This window comes from Synechococcus sp. A15-60 (assembly GCF_014280095.1).
Classification (GTDB): Bacteria; Cyanobacteriota; Cyanobacteriia; order PCC-6307; family Cyanobiaceae; genus Synechococcus_C.
In genome coordinates, this window is sequence record NZ_CP047933.1 from 2,273,507 (window position 1) to 2,288,184 (window position 14,678).

General features: G+C 62.1%; 14 protein-coding genes. 7 read left to right on the top strand and 7 right to left on the bottom strand.

Annotation, left to right across the window (positions count from 1 at the left end; translation table 11 throughout):
• Positions 1-54: 54 nt before the first annotated feature.
• Complete coding sequence (locus tag SynA1560_RS12420) at positions 55-1,662, top strand: ABC transporter ATP-binding protein (RefSeq protein ID WP_186500691.1); 1,608 nt, start codon at positions 55-57, stop codon at positions 1,660-1,662.
• A 90-nt stretch (positions 1,663-1,752) separates the two neighbouring features.
• A complete protein-coding gene (locus SynA1560_RS12425) occupies positions 1,753-2,988 on the top strand; it encodes a cellulose binding domain-containing protein (RefSeq protein WP_186469547.1) in 1,236 nt (411 codons plus the stop codon).
• Between the two features lie 156 nt (positions 2,989-3,144).
• On the opposite strand, the gene SynA1560_RS12430 is transcribed toward SynA1560_RS12425, so the two are convergent.
• The 3 genes from SynA1560_RS12430 to SynA1560_RS12440 are packed head-to-tail and all read right to left on the bottom strand — an operon-like array spanning position 3,145 to position 5,383.
• A complete protein-coding gene (locus tag SynA1560_RS12430; RefSeq protein ID WP_186469548.1) occupies positions 3,145-4,140 on the bottom strand; it encodes an RluA family pseudouridine synthase in 996 nt (331 codons plus the stop codon).
• A complete protein-coding gene (ylqF, locus tag SynA1560_RS12435) occupies positions 4,137-5,003 on the bottom strand; it encodes a ribosome biogenesis GTPase YlqF (protein WP_186469549.1) in 867 nt (288 codons plus the stop codon). Before ylqF ends, SynA1560_RS12430 begins: the two co-directional genes overlap by 4 nt.
• Positions 5,000-5,383 (bottom strand): universal stress protein, encoded by a 384-nt coding sequence (locus tag SynA1560_RS12440; protein ID WP_186469550.1) that lies wholly within the window; start codon positions 5,381-5,383, stop codon positions 5,000-5,002. The genes ylqF and SynA1560_RS12440 overlap by 4 nt, the downstream gene beginning before the upstream one ends.
• Before the next feature lie 101 nt (positions 5,384-5,484).
• Between SynA1560_RS12440 and pgk the strand changes: the two genes are divergently transcribed.
• The gene (pgk, locus tag SynA1560_RS12445; protein WP_186500693.1) at positions 5,485-6,690 is read left to right on the top strand and encodes a phosphoglycerate kinase; all 1,206 of its coding nucleotides are present in this window, start codon (positions 5,485-5,487) and stop codon (positions 6,688-6,690) included.
• Positions 6,691-6,834: 144 nt separating this feature from the next.
• On the opposite strand, the gene SynA1560_RS12450 is transcribed toward pgk, so the two are convergent.
• Positions 6,835-7,263, bottom strand: a complete 429-nt coding sequence (locus SynA1560_RS12450; RefSeq protein WP_186500695.1) for a hypothetical protein — start codon at positions 7,261-7,263, stop codon at positions 6,835-6,837.
• 129 nt (positions 7,264-7,392) lie between these two features.
• Here SynA1560_RS12450 and SynA1560_RS12455 point away from each other — a divergent pair, with 129 nt between their 5' ends.
• Positions 7,393-8,283, top strand: a complete 891-nt coding sequence (locus SynA1560_RS12455) for an NAD(P)-dependent oxidoreductase (protein ID WP_186500696.1) — start codon at positions 7,393-7,395, stop codon at positions 8,281-8,283.
• A 50-nt stretch (positions 8,284-8,333) separates the two neighbouring features.
• Here the strand turns inward: SynA1560_RS12455 and SynA1560_RS12460 are convergent, their stop codons facing one another.
• The gene (locus SynA1560_RS12460) at positions 8,334-9,089 is read right to left on the bottom strand and encodes a hypothetical protein (RefSeq protein ID WP_186500697.1); all 756 of its coding nucleotides are present in this window, start codon (positions 9,087-9,089) and stop codon (positions 8,334-8,336) included.
• Between the two features lie 54 nt (positions 9,090-9,143).
• Between SynA1560_RS12460 and SynA1560_RS12465 the strand changes: the two genes are divergently transcribed.
• Positions 9,144-10,238, top strand: coding sequence for a glycosyltransferase (locus SynA1560_RS12465; RefSeq protein ID WP_186500698.1), 1,095 nt, complete (start codon positions 9,144-9,146; stop codon positions 10,236-10,238).
• Between the two features lie 9 nt (positions 10,239-10,247).
• On the opposite strand, the gene SynA1560_RS12470 is transcribed toward SynA1560_RS12465, so the two are convergent.
• On the bottom strand, positions 10,248-11,342 hold the full coding sequence (locus SynA1560_RS12470; protein WP_186500699.1) for a histidinol-phosphate transaminase: 1,095 nt from the start codon (positions 11,340-11,342) through the stop codon (positions 10,248-10,250).
• A 95-nt stretch (positions 11,343-11,437) separates the two neighbouring features.
• On the opposite strand from SynA1560_RS12470, the gene SynA1560_RS12475 reads away from it, so the two are divergent.
• Positions 11,438-12,304: a pentapeptide repeat-containing protein gene (locus tag SynA1560_RS12475; protein WP_255476970.1), complete on the top strand. Its 867-nt coding sequence runs from the start codon at positions 11,438-11,440 to the stop codon at positions 12,302-12,304.
• A 13-nt stretch (positions 12,305-12,317) separates the two neighbouring features.
• Here the strand turns inward: SynA1560_RS12475 and SynA1560_RS12480 are convergent, their stop codons facing one another.
• A complete protein-coding gene (locus SynA1560_RS12480) occupies positions 12,318-14,159 on the bottom strand; it encodes a type II secretion system protein GspD (RefSeq protein WP_255476971.1) in 1,842 nt (613 codons plus the stop codon).
• Between the two features lie 75 nt (positions 14,160-14,234).
• On the opposite strand from SynA1560_RS12480, the gene SynA1560_RS13885 reads away from it, so the two are divergent.
• On the top strand, positions 14,235-14,615 hold the full coding sequence (locus tag SynA1560_RS13885; RefSeq protein WP_255476972.1) for a hypothetical protein: 381 nt from the start codon (positions 14,235-14,237) through the stop codon (positions 14,613-14,615).
• Positions 14,616-14,678: the final 63 nt, after the last annotated feature.

Sequence of the window (14,678 nt, forward strand, 5' to 3'; positions counted from 1 at the left end):
GCCAGGCAAGTGAATCCATGGTATGTAGCCGTGAGCCCCTGTGCTTCTCCTGCGATGAGTCCCGCACCAGACGTCGTGCTGGAGATGAACCACGTCCGCCTGCGTTACCCGGGCAGCCAGAGCTGGACGCTGGATGGCCTCGACCTGCGCCTGCAGGCTGGAGAACGCTTGGCACTGGTCGGACCCTCAGGCTGCGGCAAGAGCACCATCGCCCGTGCTGCCCTTCAGCTGCTGCCTTCTGGCAGCCACTGTTCAGGAGGCCTAAGCCTGATGGGACGCGATCCACGCAAACTCGCACTGCCGGCGCTTCGATCCCTGCGAGGCGAGTCCGTTGGCCTGGTGTTCCAGGACCCGATGACACGACTCAATCCGCTGATGACGGTGGGGGACCACCTCTTGGACACCCTGCAGGCGCACCGGCCGGACATGGATCCATCGGAACGTCGCCATCGTGCGCAAACACTGCTGGAACAGGTGGGCATCGGCGCCGGCCGCTTCCGCGCTTATCCCCATGAGTTCAGTGGTGGCATGCGCCAACGTCTGGCCATTGCGCTGGCCATTGCCCTGCGCCCTCCGCTGGTGATTGCGGATGAACCCACCACGAGTCTCGATGTGGCCGTGGCCGGCCAGGTGATGGCCGTGCTGCGTGACCTCTGCGATGACCTGGGCAGTGCGCTGCTACTGATCAGTCATGACCTGGCCATGGCGAACCGCTGGTGTGAACGGATGGCGGTGATGGACGGCGGCAAAGTCGCCGAGATCAACCGCAGCGATGTGGTTCTCACCTACCCCTGCTCCAGGGTTGGCCAACGTCTGCTCTCGGCCGCACGCGCACGAGAAGGCAGCAACACACCCTCGGCCCCTGAAGCCGACATGGTGCTGGATGTGCAGGAACTGCGCTGCTGGCACAACCTGGGGGGTCTGCCCTGGAGGCCCAACTGGCTCAGAGCCGTCGACGGCATCAGCTTTCAGCTTCAGGCGGGCGAAACCCTTGGTGTTGTAGGGGGCTCCGGTTGCGGCAAGAGCACCCTCTGCCGAGCGCTCATGGGGCTGACACCCATCCGTGGCGGTCAGGTCAACCTGCTGGGGCAACCGCTGCTGCGCCTCCAAGGAACCGCAGCACGGCAGGCACGACGAACCATCCAGATGGTGTTTCAAGACCCACTGGCCTGCCTCAACCCTGCGATGACCGTGGCAGAAGCGATTGTTGATCCGCTGCTGATTCATGGGCTGGCCTCGCCAGCCGAAGCACGCCGTCAGGCTCGGGATCTGCTGGATCGCGTGGGGCTAACGCCAGCAGAGCGGTTCCAAAACCGATTGCCACGGCAGCTGTCAGGAGGGCAGCAGCAGCGCGTGGCAATTGCTCGAGCCCTTGCCCTGGGACCGAAGGTGCTGATCTGCGATGAGAGCGTGAGCATGCTGGACGCCGAAATCCAGACCGAAGTGTTGGCACTATTGCGCCAACTGCAACAGGAGCTCGGGTTGGCCATGATCTTCGTGACCCATGACCTTTCCGTCGCCAGCGGTTTCTGTCACCGACTGCTGGTGCTGGATCAGGGGCATGTGGTGGAGGAAGGACCGGGAGACCGTTTGCTACATCAGCCGCAGGCACCCATCACCCAGACCCTGGTCGAAGCCTGTCCGCGTTTGCCCGAAGCCTGACAGTCACCCTCGGTCACATCACCCACCACAGGGAGTCACGCGTGAGTCATAAGCCTCGGTTGAACTGAAGGCTGACTGGATTTCTGTGACATGGACAACGTCCACCACGAGCACGCGTCGGCCGGCCATCCACACGACGGCACCGCCGACTCCGGTTTTATCGACATCACTGACTGGGGAAGCTTTCACGGCTCGAATCACAACTCCGAACACAACGAATTGGTCGGCGGCCGGACACCCATCACCACGGAAGCGCTCGTGGCGTACAACGGCCTGCGCGCCTTTGCGGGTCTCGAGGCGGTCGCTCTAGAGGATGTCGGCCGATGGGCCTTTGCCGAAGGACTCACGAACAATTCGCAGGCCTGGGGGAACGATTTACTCGGCGTCGGACTCTGGTACGCCATGCAGGGCGCCAAGGTCGGCTGGATCGCAGACAGCACCTATCAACCCCAGCTGCTTGCCGATCTGCAACGCACCGCACGCCTCGGCAGCAGCGAGGCGGTGATGACCATGGTGCGGGAGGTCAGCCACGACGGTTTCGCCGATTTTCTGATCAGCCAAGGCCTGCAGGAAGCCTTCATCAACACGCTCAAGATGGAGCCCCACTACGGCGGATGGATGCATGGCCGCACCCACGGCTTCCTCCCGATCGAAAGCGGTGCCATCGCCCATGACATCAATCACCTGACCGTTCTCGGCTGGGATCAAAACCAGCCATTCATGAACGACACCTTCGATTGGCCGCAGTGGCCGGCACTGGAAGTGAGCGACAACACGGTGATCAATTACTTCCAGAGCATGGTTGCCCTGGGAGCCCCGCTCGAAAGCAACCTCGATGATCTGGGCACCGGCGCACCTACACCACCAACCCAACCTGAACCTGACAGCCCCCCACCAATCGAGGACAGCGACAGCGAGGTCAGCGAGGACGAGCCCTGGGAGGACAGCAATCCTGAATCCACAACCAATCCAGACCCAGTCACTGGGGTGGATGTGCAAGTGGGAGGTCAACTGTGGTGGGGAGGACTGACCGCATCCCTGGTCGTGACCAACACCAGCGATCAAACCGTGGAGAATTGGGGGGTGCAGTTCAACAGTGACCATCGCTTCAGTGGCGAAGCCTGGGGTGTGAGCGTGGACACTCAAGCCTTGGACGGTGGCGGATACCGCTACGAAATCTCAGGCCTTGACTGGGGACAGACCCTGGCGGCTGGCCAGACGATTCATGTGGGATTCAACGCGCTGACGGGGATCACCGACAACGTCAACATCCCCCTCACCGAAGCCCTGTTGGTCGCCGACGGCAGTGCCGTGATGTTGGTCTGAGGTCTTCACAGTCGTCCGTTGCATGCCGGGAACTGGACTGAGTGACCAGCCGGGGATCCAGCATGCAACCGCTGACCCCGTGGATGCAATCTGATTTGCCAACCCGCCCGACGCCTTGAATCGCAAAGGCGTTCAGTCAGCACCTGAGAGTCAGCCTCACGCAGCGCGACGCCTGAGCACTGAGAGGAGTTTCTCCATCACCGGCGGGACTGGAGCTTCGAACAGCATCCGTTCGCGCGTGATCGGGTGATCCAGCCCCAGCTGAAACGCATGGAGGGCCTGCCCAGGCAGCTCGATGGGCAATTTGCGGCAACGGCTGTAGGTGGGATCCCCCACCACCGGATGGTTCATGTGCGCGCAATGCACGCGGATCTGATGGGTGCGGCCGGTGTCGAGCTTGAAACGCAGCAGGGAGTAATCGCCGAGTCGCTCCTGCAACCTCCAATGCGTGCAGGCATGACGCCCGTTCTCACCACTGACGACCGCATATTTTTTGCGATCAGCAGGGTGGCGACCGATCGCACCCACGATCGTGCCGCTGTCTCCTGCGGGCACCCCATGCACCACCGCCAGATAGTCACGGGAAGCGATGCGCTTCTGAATCTGCACCTGCAGCCTCACCAGCGCTTCCTGAGACTTCGCGATCACGATGCAGCCCGTGGTGTCTTTATCCAGACGGTGCACAATCCCCGGCCGGAGCTTGCCGCTGATCCCGGGTAGGTCCGGGCAGTGATGCAACAGACCGTTCACCAGGGTGCCGTCCTTGTTGCCAGGCGCTGGATGCACCGTGAGACCTGCCGGCTTGTTGATCACGATGAGGTGCTCATCCTCAAAGAGCACATCCAGCTCCATCGGCTCTGGTTTCAGATAAGGCAGCGGCTCCGGTGGAGGCATCCACAGCTGCACTTCATCACCGGTGCGCAGTGGCGTCTTGGCCTTGCCGGTCTTGCCGTTCACCCGCACGTAACCGGCATCGATGAATTTCTGGATCCGAGCACGACTCTGCTCCGAGCGCTGACTGACAAGCCATCGGTCCAATCGCATCGGCAGGGGCTTGGGGTACGTGAGGCTCACAAGCTCGCCGTCTCCCTCCCCGAATCCATCGGTGAATGATTCCTCAGGCAGAGGCGGCCGTCGCCAGGCCGGGCTCATGCCGGCAACTCCAGGGCAATGCTGCCCAGAGCCGATTTGCGGAAGTCATCCAGCAGCCGCTGCGCCATCCGCGCCGTATCGGAAGAGGTGTGGCGCTCCGCCACAGCCTCGAGCCAGAGGGCCGGATCATCTGTCGCTCCGGCCAGAGCTGTGCCGTAGCGGCTTTCGAGCACCGAGAGGGCCACTCCAGATGCACCCGCCGGCTCCAGCGCTCTGAGTTGACGCAGAAAAGCCTGCGCCACCAGCTCACCGTCATAGGCCGCCTGACCGATGTCATCGCACAGGGCGAGATGAAGTGCCGCCTGCTGATCATCCAGACGCGGAGGCAACACACCCGGTGCATCCAGCAGGTCGAGATCTTGGCCAAGACGCACCCAGCGCAGCGTGCGCGTCACCCCGGCGCGTCGAGCACTAGCCACCACCTTCTGCTTCACCAACCGATTGATCAAGGCCGACTTGCCCACATTGGGAAATCCCAGGGTGAGCGCCCGCACCGGCCTAGGGCGCATGCCGCGGTTGCGCCGCCGTTCGTTGAGTTGGTCACCGGCGCGGATCGCGGCTTGCTGCACCTGCTTGACTCCCGTTCCGGCTTTGGCATCGCACCACACCGTGCGTTGCCCCTTGGCCTTGAACCAGGCCTCCCAAGCCAGGCGAGCATCAGCGGTCACCATGTCACGACGGTTAATCACCAGCAGGTGCTGCTTGCCCTTGATCCAACGACTGAGGTGGGGGTGTCCGGTGGCCAGAGGGATGCGCGCATCCCTCACCTCGATCACCAAATCCACCTTGTCGAGATTGCGGCGCAACTGCTGTTCCGCCTTGGCGATGTGGCCCGGATACCACTGAATCGGCGGAGAACTCACGGCACCACCAACACGGGGCAGGGCGCAAGCTGAATCACCCGCGCTGCAGTGCTGCCGGCTTCGGCTTCAAGCTTCACGCCACGCGTCCCCATCACGATCACATCCACATTCAACTCATCGGCCACATCGCAGATCACAAAGGCTGGCTTGCCCTCACGCTCCACCTCGTCGCAAGCCACTCCTGCCTGTTCAAAACGCTCTCGCGTCTGCGACAACAACGCCGCCACTGCCTCGTGGTCGTGCATCTCAGGACGTTCGGGCTGCACCACCGAAAGCAGCACCAGCCGGCTGCTGTGACTGCGAGCCAGCTCCAACGCCTTGCCTGCTGTCTCCAGAGCCTGACGGCTCTGGTCAATGGGAAACAAAACAGTCTCGAACATGTGCAAGTCCTACGGCCAACGCCCCTGCTGTCAGTCCTAGCTCCGGGACTGCAGAACTCGTATTAATCTCTCCCCGTTTTCTTACCGCACGACACAACCCTATGGCGAAGCGTTCCCTGGCCAGCCTCTCCGGCGCCGACCTCAGCGGAAAGCGTGTTCTCGTGCGGGTTGACTTCAACGTGCCCCTGAATGACGCCGGTGCGATCACGGACGACACTCGTATCCGTGCCGCCCTTCCCACCATCAATGACCTGATTGGCAAGGGTGCCAAGGTGATCCTCTCAGCCCACTTCGGCCGCCCCAAGGGCCAGGTGAACGACGCCATGCGCCTCACCCCCGTGGCCGCTCGTCTGAGCGAACTGCTGGGCAAGCCCGTAGCCAAAACCGAGAGCTGCATCGGCCCCGACGCCGAAGCCAAGGTCGGCGCCATGGCCAACGGCGACGTGGTGCTGCTGGAGAACGTGCGCTTTTTCGCCGAAGAGGAGAAGAACGAAGCCGGTTTCGCTGAAAAATTGGCAGGCCTTGCTGAGGTGTATGTGAACGACGCCTTCGGCGCCGCCCACCGCGCCCACGCCTCCACAGAGGGGGTGACCAAGTTTCTCAAGCCCTCCGTCGGCGGTTTCCTGATGGAGAAAGAGCTTCAGTATCTACAGGGAGCCATCGACGCTCCCAAGCGCCCTCTGGCCGCCATCGTGGGCGGCTCCAAGGTGAGCTCCAAGATCGGCGTGCTCGAAGCGCTGATGGACAAGTGCGACAAGATCCTTGTCGGCGGCGGCATGATCTTCACCTTCTACAAGGCCCGCGGCCTGGCGGTCGGCAAGAGTCTGGTGGAAGAGGACAAGCTGGAGCTGGCCAAGGAGCTGGAGGCCAAGGCCAAAGCCAAAGGTGTGGAACTGCTGCTGCCCACCGATGTGGTGCTCGCCGATAACTTCGCGCCCGATGCCAATAGCCAGACTGCGCCTGTGACGGCCATTCCCGACGGCTGGATGGGACTCGACATCGGCCCCGATTCGATCAAGGTGTTCCAGGACGCCCTGGCCGACTGTCAGACCGTGATCTGGAACGGCCCCATGGGTGTGTTCGAATTCGACAAATTCGCCGCCGGCACCAACGCCATCGCCACCACCCTGGCCGATCTGGGCGCGAAGGGCTGCTGCACAATCATCGGTGGTGGTGACTCCGTCGCAGCTGTCGAGAAGGCTGGCCTAGCCGAGAAGATGTCGCACATCTCCACTGGCGGTGGCGCCAGTCTCGAGCTGCTGGAAGGCAAGGTGCTGCCCGGTGTGGCCGCCCTCGACGCCGCCTGATCCCAAGCCAAAACGCGGTTTTAAACCGCCCGCATCCTGCACCAATTCAGCCGCTCCTTTCGGGGCGGCTTTTTGTTGAGCGATCTCGCGTTGGTCAAGCCTTGAACAACAGGCCGAAAACACCTCCCGCAGCTCACAGCGGAGTCACCCAACGACCGTTGAACTGGCCAGCTGATCGCCCCCGAGCGATCCCTGAGAACGGCGTGATCGACGTTCCGGCAACAACGGCAGACCCAGACGACGGCGTTCAGCATTCACCACCTGCTGTCCCTCTTGGAACAGGCGGCGCAAGGCTTGCCGTTGCTCCTGCTTGCAAGCCCGGAAGGCATCTGTCGAACGCGCACGCTCCGTGCAATCCCGTCCCGTATTGAGCAAAGCCAAGCGTCGGTCATAGCTGTCAAGCTCCCACCGTCGACGGGCCTCAAACAACTGCTGCTTCTGCGCGTCGGTGATCGTCTCTTCGCGTTGCCCGGCCACCGAATCGGCAGGCCCCATGCCCTGATGCAGCGTGGCCGCCGCGAACGCCACACAAGGAATCAGCAGCGCCTTACGCCAGCGATGGGTGAGCACCATGAAAAGCCCATGACAAGAACACCCTCAGATTGCTGCTGTCAACCAGCTCAGATCTGACTGATCCGCACGCGAGATGTGACGGAATCCGACCCACAGACCGCCAGGATCAATCGCAGATGGCCTTGACCCATGCCCGCCTCTGACCTGACGCCACCGGCCTCCCTGGCCTGCATCGGCCTGGGGGCGCTGGGACTGCCCATAACGGCAAACCTGCAGGCCGCCGGCTACACCCTGCGCGTTCACACCCGCAGCCGTACTGCCGAAACTGATTCATCCCTGGTTGGCGCCACACGTGCCTGCACCCCCGCTGCAGCCGTGCTCGGCTGCAAAGCGCTGTTGCTCTGCGTCAGTGACGACGCCGCAGTTGAGTCGGTGCTGTGGGGTGAACAGGGCGCGGGGCCGGCACTAACGCCCGGGAGCCTCGTGATCGACTGCTCGACCATCAGCCCTGCCACCGCCCGAGCGATGGCTGATCGACTCGCCAAGCAGGGTGTTCAGTTCATCGATGCCCCGGTGACCGGCGGAACCGAAGGAGCGCATGCTGGCCAGCTCACCGTTCTGTGCGGCGGCGACGTCAGCGATCTGGAGCGCGCCCGGCCGGTGCTGGAGGTGATCGGGGGGTCTATCCACCATTTCGGAGCGGTGGGCAGCGGACAGCAGGTGAAGGCCATCAACCAAGTGCTGGTGGCTGGCAGCTATGCGGCTGTGGCGGAAGCGATCGCTTTGGGGCAGCACCTGCAACTGCCAATGCCCGCCGTCGTTGAGGCCCTCCGCCATGGGGCCGCAGGCTCCTGGGCCCTTGAGCATCGCTCGAGCGCGATGCTCAACGACCACTACCCGCTGGGCTTCAAGTTGGCACTGCACCACAAGGATCTGAGCATTGCCCTGGAGGAGGCAGAGCAAGCCGGGCTGCATTTACCGATCACCCAAGCCGTGCAAGAACAGGAGCAAGCGTTGATGCAGGCCGGTTTCAAAGAGGCGGATGTGTCGGTGCTGCGCCGCAGCCTGCCTGAGGTGTGAGCCAACGCGCCAACGGCTGCACTTCAACGAGCCATCACAGAACGCGTGGGTTACTGGCGATCGTCGACCACTTGAACCTGTTTGCTCACGGTGATCACGCCATCGGGATGCACGAGCAGGGCAGCCCAGGTTTGAACGCCAGGTTGAAACGGAGCCTGCACCGACTTGAACAGGCCACCACCACCCAAGGGAGCCAACTGGATGATCGGGCTCTTCTGCGCGAGCACCTGCTCCGGACTCACCGCCGTGAGGCCCCCAGCCAGGAGAGCCTTGCCGAGGGGCTGATCAAGCACCACATCGACGTCGTAACGCGAGCCGGTCAGCACCGTGTCGGGAATCATCAACGAGATCGGCAGCGGCTTCTCGGCGCTGGTCAGCACCGATTGGTCACTCAACACCTCCTGCCCCGTGATCAGCCCGGCAGCGGTGGAGAACGCCAGGCGCTGATGGGCGCTGAAGGAGTAGCTGAGTCCATCCTGTTGACGCGTGCCCGTGACCGCCAGCTTCACGGTGGGTCTTCCATCCGCCGTGGCATCCCCTGGCCTGACCCGCCATCGGGTGACCGGGAACCGGCTGCTGAAACGCTGGAAGCTGTCGAGCAGCGTCGCCGCCTGCTCCGGATCCATCAATACCGACAACGCTTCGACGTTGTCATCGGCATTAAGAGCCTGCTGCAGTTGCGTGCTGAGCGCTGCCGCATCGGAAGTTGCCGACCGGGCGGGCTGGCCGAGCAGCAGGGATGCACCGGCCAGCACCGCAGCCCTCGAAATCCAGGACGCCAGTGAGGCTCGCGAACGCGGAACCATGGAACAGCCTCTGCAGTCGAACTAAGTTAGGCGGCGCTTCCAAGGTCCGCCGCCATGCCCCGGCTTCTGATCGCCGCCAGTGGCACCGGCGGACACCTGTTTCCCGCCCTGTCCGTGGCCGAAGCCCTACCCAGCCCATGGAGCGTGCGCTGGCTGGGTGTTCCGGATCGGCTGGAAACAGAACTCGTGCCTGATCGCTACGACCTGGTGACCGTGAAAGCCGGCGGGCTCCAGGGTCGGGGCTTGCGCAAGTTGCTTCAACTGATTCGGCTGCTGGCAGCTAGCCGCGATGTGCGTCGCTTGATTCGCCGCGAACACATTGATGTGGTGTTCACCACTGGGGGTTACATCGCCGCGCCCGCGATCCTCGGGGCGCGCTGGTGCGGTGTGCCCGTGGTGCTGCATGAATCCAATGCCATTCCGGGCCGAGTGACCCGCTTGCTGGGACGCCACAGCACCCGAGTCGCCGTCGGGCTCGAGGGGGCCGTTCAACGAATCCCAGGCTGCACAGCCGTGGTCACGGGCACTCCGGTGCGGGAGAGTTTTCTGCATCCCCAGCCCTTGCCGGACTGGGTGCCAAAGGGAGACGGGCCCCTGTTGGTGGTGATGGGCGGCAGCCAAGGGGCTCTCGGCCTCAATCGCATGGTGCGGGTGCTGCTGCCGGAGCTGCTCAGCCAGGGCTGCCGAGTGGTGCATCTCACGGGCAGCAACGACCCGGATGTGAACAGCATCGAGCATCCCGGCCTGGCAGAACACCCCTTCAGCGATGCGATCCCGGCATTGCTGCAACACGCGGATCTTGCCATCAGTCGTGCCGGTGCCGGCAGCCTGAGCGAACTGGCAGTGAGCGGAACCCCCACAATTTTGGTGCCCTTCCCCCAGGCCGCCGATCGCCATCAGGATGCCAACGCCGCCTGCGCGGCTGCACTCGGCGCAGCTGTGATCGTGCACCAACACGACCCCGACCACCCCGCGCTGCGCGCAACCTTGCGACGCCTCCTCCGCTCAAGGTTGCGTGACGCTGCAGCCGTTGCGGATCCAGCACCAACCATGGACCCCCTCCCGGCCATGGCCTCCGCCATGCGGGCCTTGGCGGTGAAGGATGCCGATCACCAACTGGCGGATCTGCTGCAAACCCTGGCGGCCTGAAACCAGGCCTCAACTGAGCTCCGCCGCCAAAGCCCGAAGAATGCGCCGGTTGCCGCGGCGATTTTGCAGACCAATACGCAGCCATCGCTCCCCGAGTCCTTCAAAGGATCGGCAGTCGCGCAAGAGCACTCCACGACGGGCAACACGCTCCCGCAGCTTCACCAATGAGGCATCACTACGGATCAAGAAAAAGTTGGTGCTGGAGGGCATCGGGGTGATTTCTGACAACTGCATCAGTTGCTGCTGCAACCAAGCGCCTTCGTCCGCAACCCAGGTTTCCACACGCCGCGTCCAGCGACTCAGCCCCACCCGATCGGCGATGACGGCCTGCCCAGCAGCCAACGCCAGGCCATTCACTGGCCATGGATCGCGCCAGCGCTGCCAGCGCTGCACACGATCCGCAGCAGCCACGGCATAACCGAGCCGCAAGCCAGCCACGGCCAACAACTTCGTGAGACTTCGGATCACCACCAGATTGGGATGAGTGGCCACCAAGGGCAGCAGCGATTGCCGCTCGCCACCAGGGACCAGAGGGAGGAAGGCTTCATCGCAGATCACCAGCGGATAGCGATCCAGCAAGCACTCCAACGACGACCGGCTCCAGAGCTGCCCCGTGGGGTTGTGAGGATTGGTGAGCCAGAGCGTGCCCACACGGCTTTCAAGATCCAACGGGGTAGGGAAGGCCTCGGGTCCAGAGCCCGCCCAGTCGAGAGGGAGGGGCAAGGAGCAAACCCCTGCGTCCCAGCAGGACAGAGCACGGCGGTAATCGGCAAATCCCGGTTGGGGGAGACCGCTGAGCCCATGCGCCGCTGCATCCCTTGCGGCCCACGTGAACAGCTCCGCTGCTCCATTGCCCGGCAACACGCACGCGTCATCCACGCCATGCCAATCAGCGATGGCCTGACGCAACGCAATCTGACTGCGGTCGGGGTAGTCACGCAATGCAGTGCCGGCGATCGCGCGCCGCAATGCCGCGCGCATCACACGAGGCGGCTGAAAAGGCACTAACGATGCACTGGCATCCAGCAGCTGATCCGATCGAATGCCCAGGCGTTTGGCCTCCTGAGTGAGGTTGCCCCCATGCGGTGGAAAGCCGCTGCCCAAGATCAATCCAGCCGACAGGTCTCCATCCTGCCCAGCGACGCTCGACGCAAGCCGCAGGGACCGTTACAACCCAAGGGATCACTGAGCTGCTGTTGATGCCAGCCCAGCACGAGACGCCGCTCCGGATCAAAACCATCCGGGTCAAGACTTTCCGGATCAAGACCATGGGGGCATCGCTGTTGCTTGGCGGACTGCTCGGTTTTGGAGCAGGGGCCGCTCATGCCAATGAAGCGCTGCTTCAACTCCTGCAGGAACGACGCTGTCAGGGATGCCGGCTCGCCGATGTGGACCTCGTTCACGCCGACTTGCGCGATGCCGATCTGGGCGAAGCCCGGCTGATGCGCGCCAACCTCAGCCAGGCCCAGCTGGACGGCGCTGATCTCAATGGCGCTGACCTCAGCTTCACCAGCCTGCGCGGTGCATCACTGCGCGGAGCGGATTTGAGAGGGAGCAAGCTCTTCGGCACGGATCTGAGAGACGCCGATCTCAGCGGTGCCCAGCTCGACCCGGACGCCCTGGAGCAGGCGCATTGGCAAGGAGCCCAGGGGATTGCAGCAGGAAGCCGCAGCCATGCGGCGTTGCACAACGCAGGCGTGGAAGCGTTTTTAACCGGAAACTGGTCATCGGCAGAAACGTTGTTCAGCGATGCCATCCGCAGCCAACCGCAAGAACCTTTGAGCTGGGTGGCCCGTGGCATCAGCCGCAGCGAACAGGCCAAAGACGACCTGGCCGCCGCCGATTTCAACTACGCCGCTGCGCTGTATCAACAACAGGGAAGCGCAGCCTGGGCTGATCAGCTCAAGGCGGCAGCTGATGCCATCAGCGAGCGCCGATACGAGAACAACGCAACGGAGGAAGGAAGCGGCGTCGGCAGTCAACTGCTGGGAGGCGCTATCTCAGGGCTTCGCATGATCGCGCCGCTTGCCGCCAAAGCCTTCATGCCATTCGGATTAGGGCTTTAACCGACAGAACCGGTCAGTAGCCACTCATTACCTGGCGAGTCGCTGGAAGCGTTGGTCTGTAGCCATAGCCATAGGTTCCACCCTGGGTGTCGTCGATGATGCGTGGTGTCACCAGAATCACCAACTCCCGCTTGGCTCGGCTTCCCTGGGAAGAACGGAAAAATTGGCCGATGAAAGGGAGATCTCCGAGGATGGGCCATTTGGTCACAGCCTGCACATCTGCGTCCGAAATTACACCCGTTAAAATTAACGTTTGCCCATCGCGTACACGTATTTTTCCGGTGTCAAGAGAGCGACTGCTAATTATATTGATATTTCCACATCGCTCAACAAAATCCACATCAATAGCAGCCGATATCTGTGGCGACAGAGAGAAAGTCACGAAGCCATTATCATCAATTTTATCAACTCTGGCACCAAAAGTGAGGCCTGCGTTCGTTAATTCAGGCTCGCAAAAAATACTGCCATTTTCGCCCTCTCTGACATTATATGATGTCACAAGACGCTCTCCGACAGAGACCAACGCTTCATTCACCCGTTCTCGGCCAACCAATCCATCCGAGCCAATTGCCGTTCCATCAGAGCCGCGCATATCACCTTCACCTTCTTGAATGATCAATGTGGGGCTTGCGAGAATTTTGGTCGAGCTCGACTCAATCTGTGCACTCAAAAAGTCAAAGAACTGATTAACAGGGTATTGGAAGCGCGAAGGAGCCTGATAGGTAACCCTTCCCTCTTCGTCAATTTCAGTGATTCCCGGCTGCAAGGGATTGTCGTACGTTCCAAAATCAGGCCGAGCTCCCTCAGACCCCGGCAGTGGATAGGCAGAACTGGGGCTATCAAGAAACACACCACTGCCATCGGTCACGCCCGTCCCTGGAATAGGAGTCGTACCCTCCTGCGCGGAATACCTGCCAGGGAGTCCACCCTCCGAGCTACCTGGAGGCTTGTAGGCACCAAAATTAGCGAGCAGACTTCCATTATCACTGACGATGAATGCATTGCCTGAGCGGAAGGCAAAGCTATTGCTTATTTGAGAGTCATTATCCAGTAGAACATCAAGAACGCGTACACTCAAGGCCACCTGACGTTGACGCAGATCAATCTGCTTGAGGTAACTCTCAGCAACAGCCACCAACTGCGAATCACCCACGATCGTGAGTGTTTGCAGACGTGAATCTGTTGTCACCACAAGCCCACGAAGAGGGCCCGTAGAAGCTCCAAAACTCTCGCTGTAAGGGGTCTGTGACGATTGCTGCGATGTGGCATCACTGAGCTGTGTGGTGCCGATGGACGCCGCCTCACCTGTTGTGGTGGTGATGGTATTCGTCAGGTTGAAAGTAGCCCCAAGATTGCCGAGGTATTCAGCGGCCGCTCTCGCAGTCACTTGATTCAACCGAATCACCTTCGACATCTGAGGCCCAAACGTTTTGGAGGCTGCAGCAGGGCCCACCAGCAACGTGCGTCCATCGAGCTTGCCCTGCAGACCCGAGGCCAAAAGCACACCATTTAGCGCGCGAGCGTAGCTTTCATCCTGAAATGCCATCGACACCAAAGCGCCCTGATCGCTTTGACCTGAACCCGCTGAACTCTGGGTGGGATCCGCCACAAATACAAAGCCATACCCCCCCAAACGCGCCAAGGCCATCAAGGCGTCCTTGGCCGGAGCATTATTCAGTGTGAGGGTCACAGGGGGACCACTGACATTCACAAAGCTGCGGTTCTGCAACACCATCGAACCGACGGCCATATCACCCAGGGGCGGCGCGACAGCCCTGGGTTGGAGCGGTGGGGCATAGCTGCTCTGAGGAACGGTGCCCGGCGCCGACAAGTCGAGTCTTCCGGTCTGCAGCAACGCGGGCGCTGCTAAGCCAGAAAACTGCAACACCAAAGCGCGACCGTCAGCGCTCACCACAGGCTCCCTGAGGCTTTGACCAGCGGCAGGCACTACTTCGATGCGATACAAGCTGCCGGAACCACTGATGGCAACGCGTTGCAGACCCGACGCAGGATCCGACAGCTGCTGACGACCATTGGGCAATCCAGGAGTTCCCTGAAGTTGCAATTGCCCTTCCCAAACCTGGCCGTTGAGACGCTGCTGCAGCACCGGCTGCGCACCGACACCATCGATGACCACCTCAACGGCCTCCTGCGTGCGACGAATCCGCAAGGCCAGCGTCCCCTGAGCCAACGCGACGGCGGAGCCACCACCGATCAGGGAGTGCAGCAAGCCCACATCACCAACACCGAGGCCAGCCACCAGCATCAATGCGCTCAGCCGGGAAAGGTTGCAAGACATACCCGGGGCTGAACGCCATGCTGCTTGGCGGATGGTATCGATCGCCATCGTGGAGAGCCAGCCCTGACGGAAGAG

Bases quoted from the DNA above. Each gene is read 5' to 3' on its own strand.
- SynA1560_RS12420 (WP_186500691.1), top strand. From the start codon at position 55: ATGAGTCCCGCACCAGACGTCGTGCTGGAGATGAACCACGTCCGCCTG.
- SynA1560_RS12425 (WP_186469547.1), top strand. From the start codon at position 1,753: ATGGACAACGTCCACCACGAGCACGCGTCGGCCGGCCATCCACACGAC.
- SynA1560_RS12430 (WP_186469548.1), bottom strand. From the start codon at position 4,140: ATGAGCCCGGCCTGGCGACGGCCGCCTCTGCCTGAGGAATCATTCACC.
- SynA1560_RS12440 (WP_186469550.1), bottom strand. From the start codon at position 5,383: ATGTTCGAGACTGTTTTGTTTCCCATTGACCAGAGCCGTCAGGCTCTG.
- pgk (WP_186500693.1), top strand. From the start codon at position 5,485: ATGGCGAAGCGTTCCCTGGCCAGCCTCTCCGGCGCCGACCTCAGCGGA.
- SynA1560_RS12450 (WP_186500695.1), bottom strand. From the start codon at position 7,263: ATGGTGCTCACCCATCGCTGGCGTAAGGCGCTGCTGATTCCTTGTGTG.
- SynA1560_RS12455 (WP_186500696.1), top strand. From the start codon at position 7,393: ATGCCCGCCTCTGACCTGACGCCACCGGCCTCCCTGGCCTGCATCGGC.
- SynA1560_RS12460 (WP_186500697.1), bottom strand. From the start codon at position 9,089: ATGGTTCCGCGTTCGCGAGCCTCACTGGCGTCCTGGATTTCGAGGGCT.
- SynA1560_RS12465 (WP_186500698.1), top strand. From the start codon at position 9,144: ATGCCCCGGCTTCTGATCGCCGCCAGTGGCACCGGCGGACACCTGTTT.
- SynA1560_RS12475 (WP_255476970.1), top strand. From the start codon at position 11,438: ATGCCAGCCCAGCACGAGACGCCGCTCCGGATCAAAACCATCCGGGTC.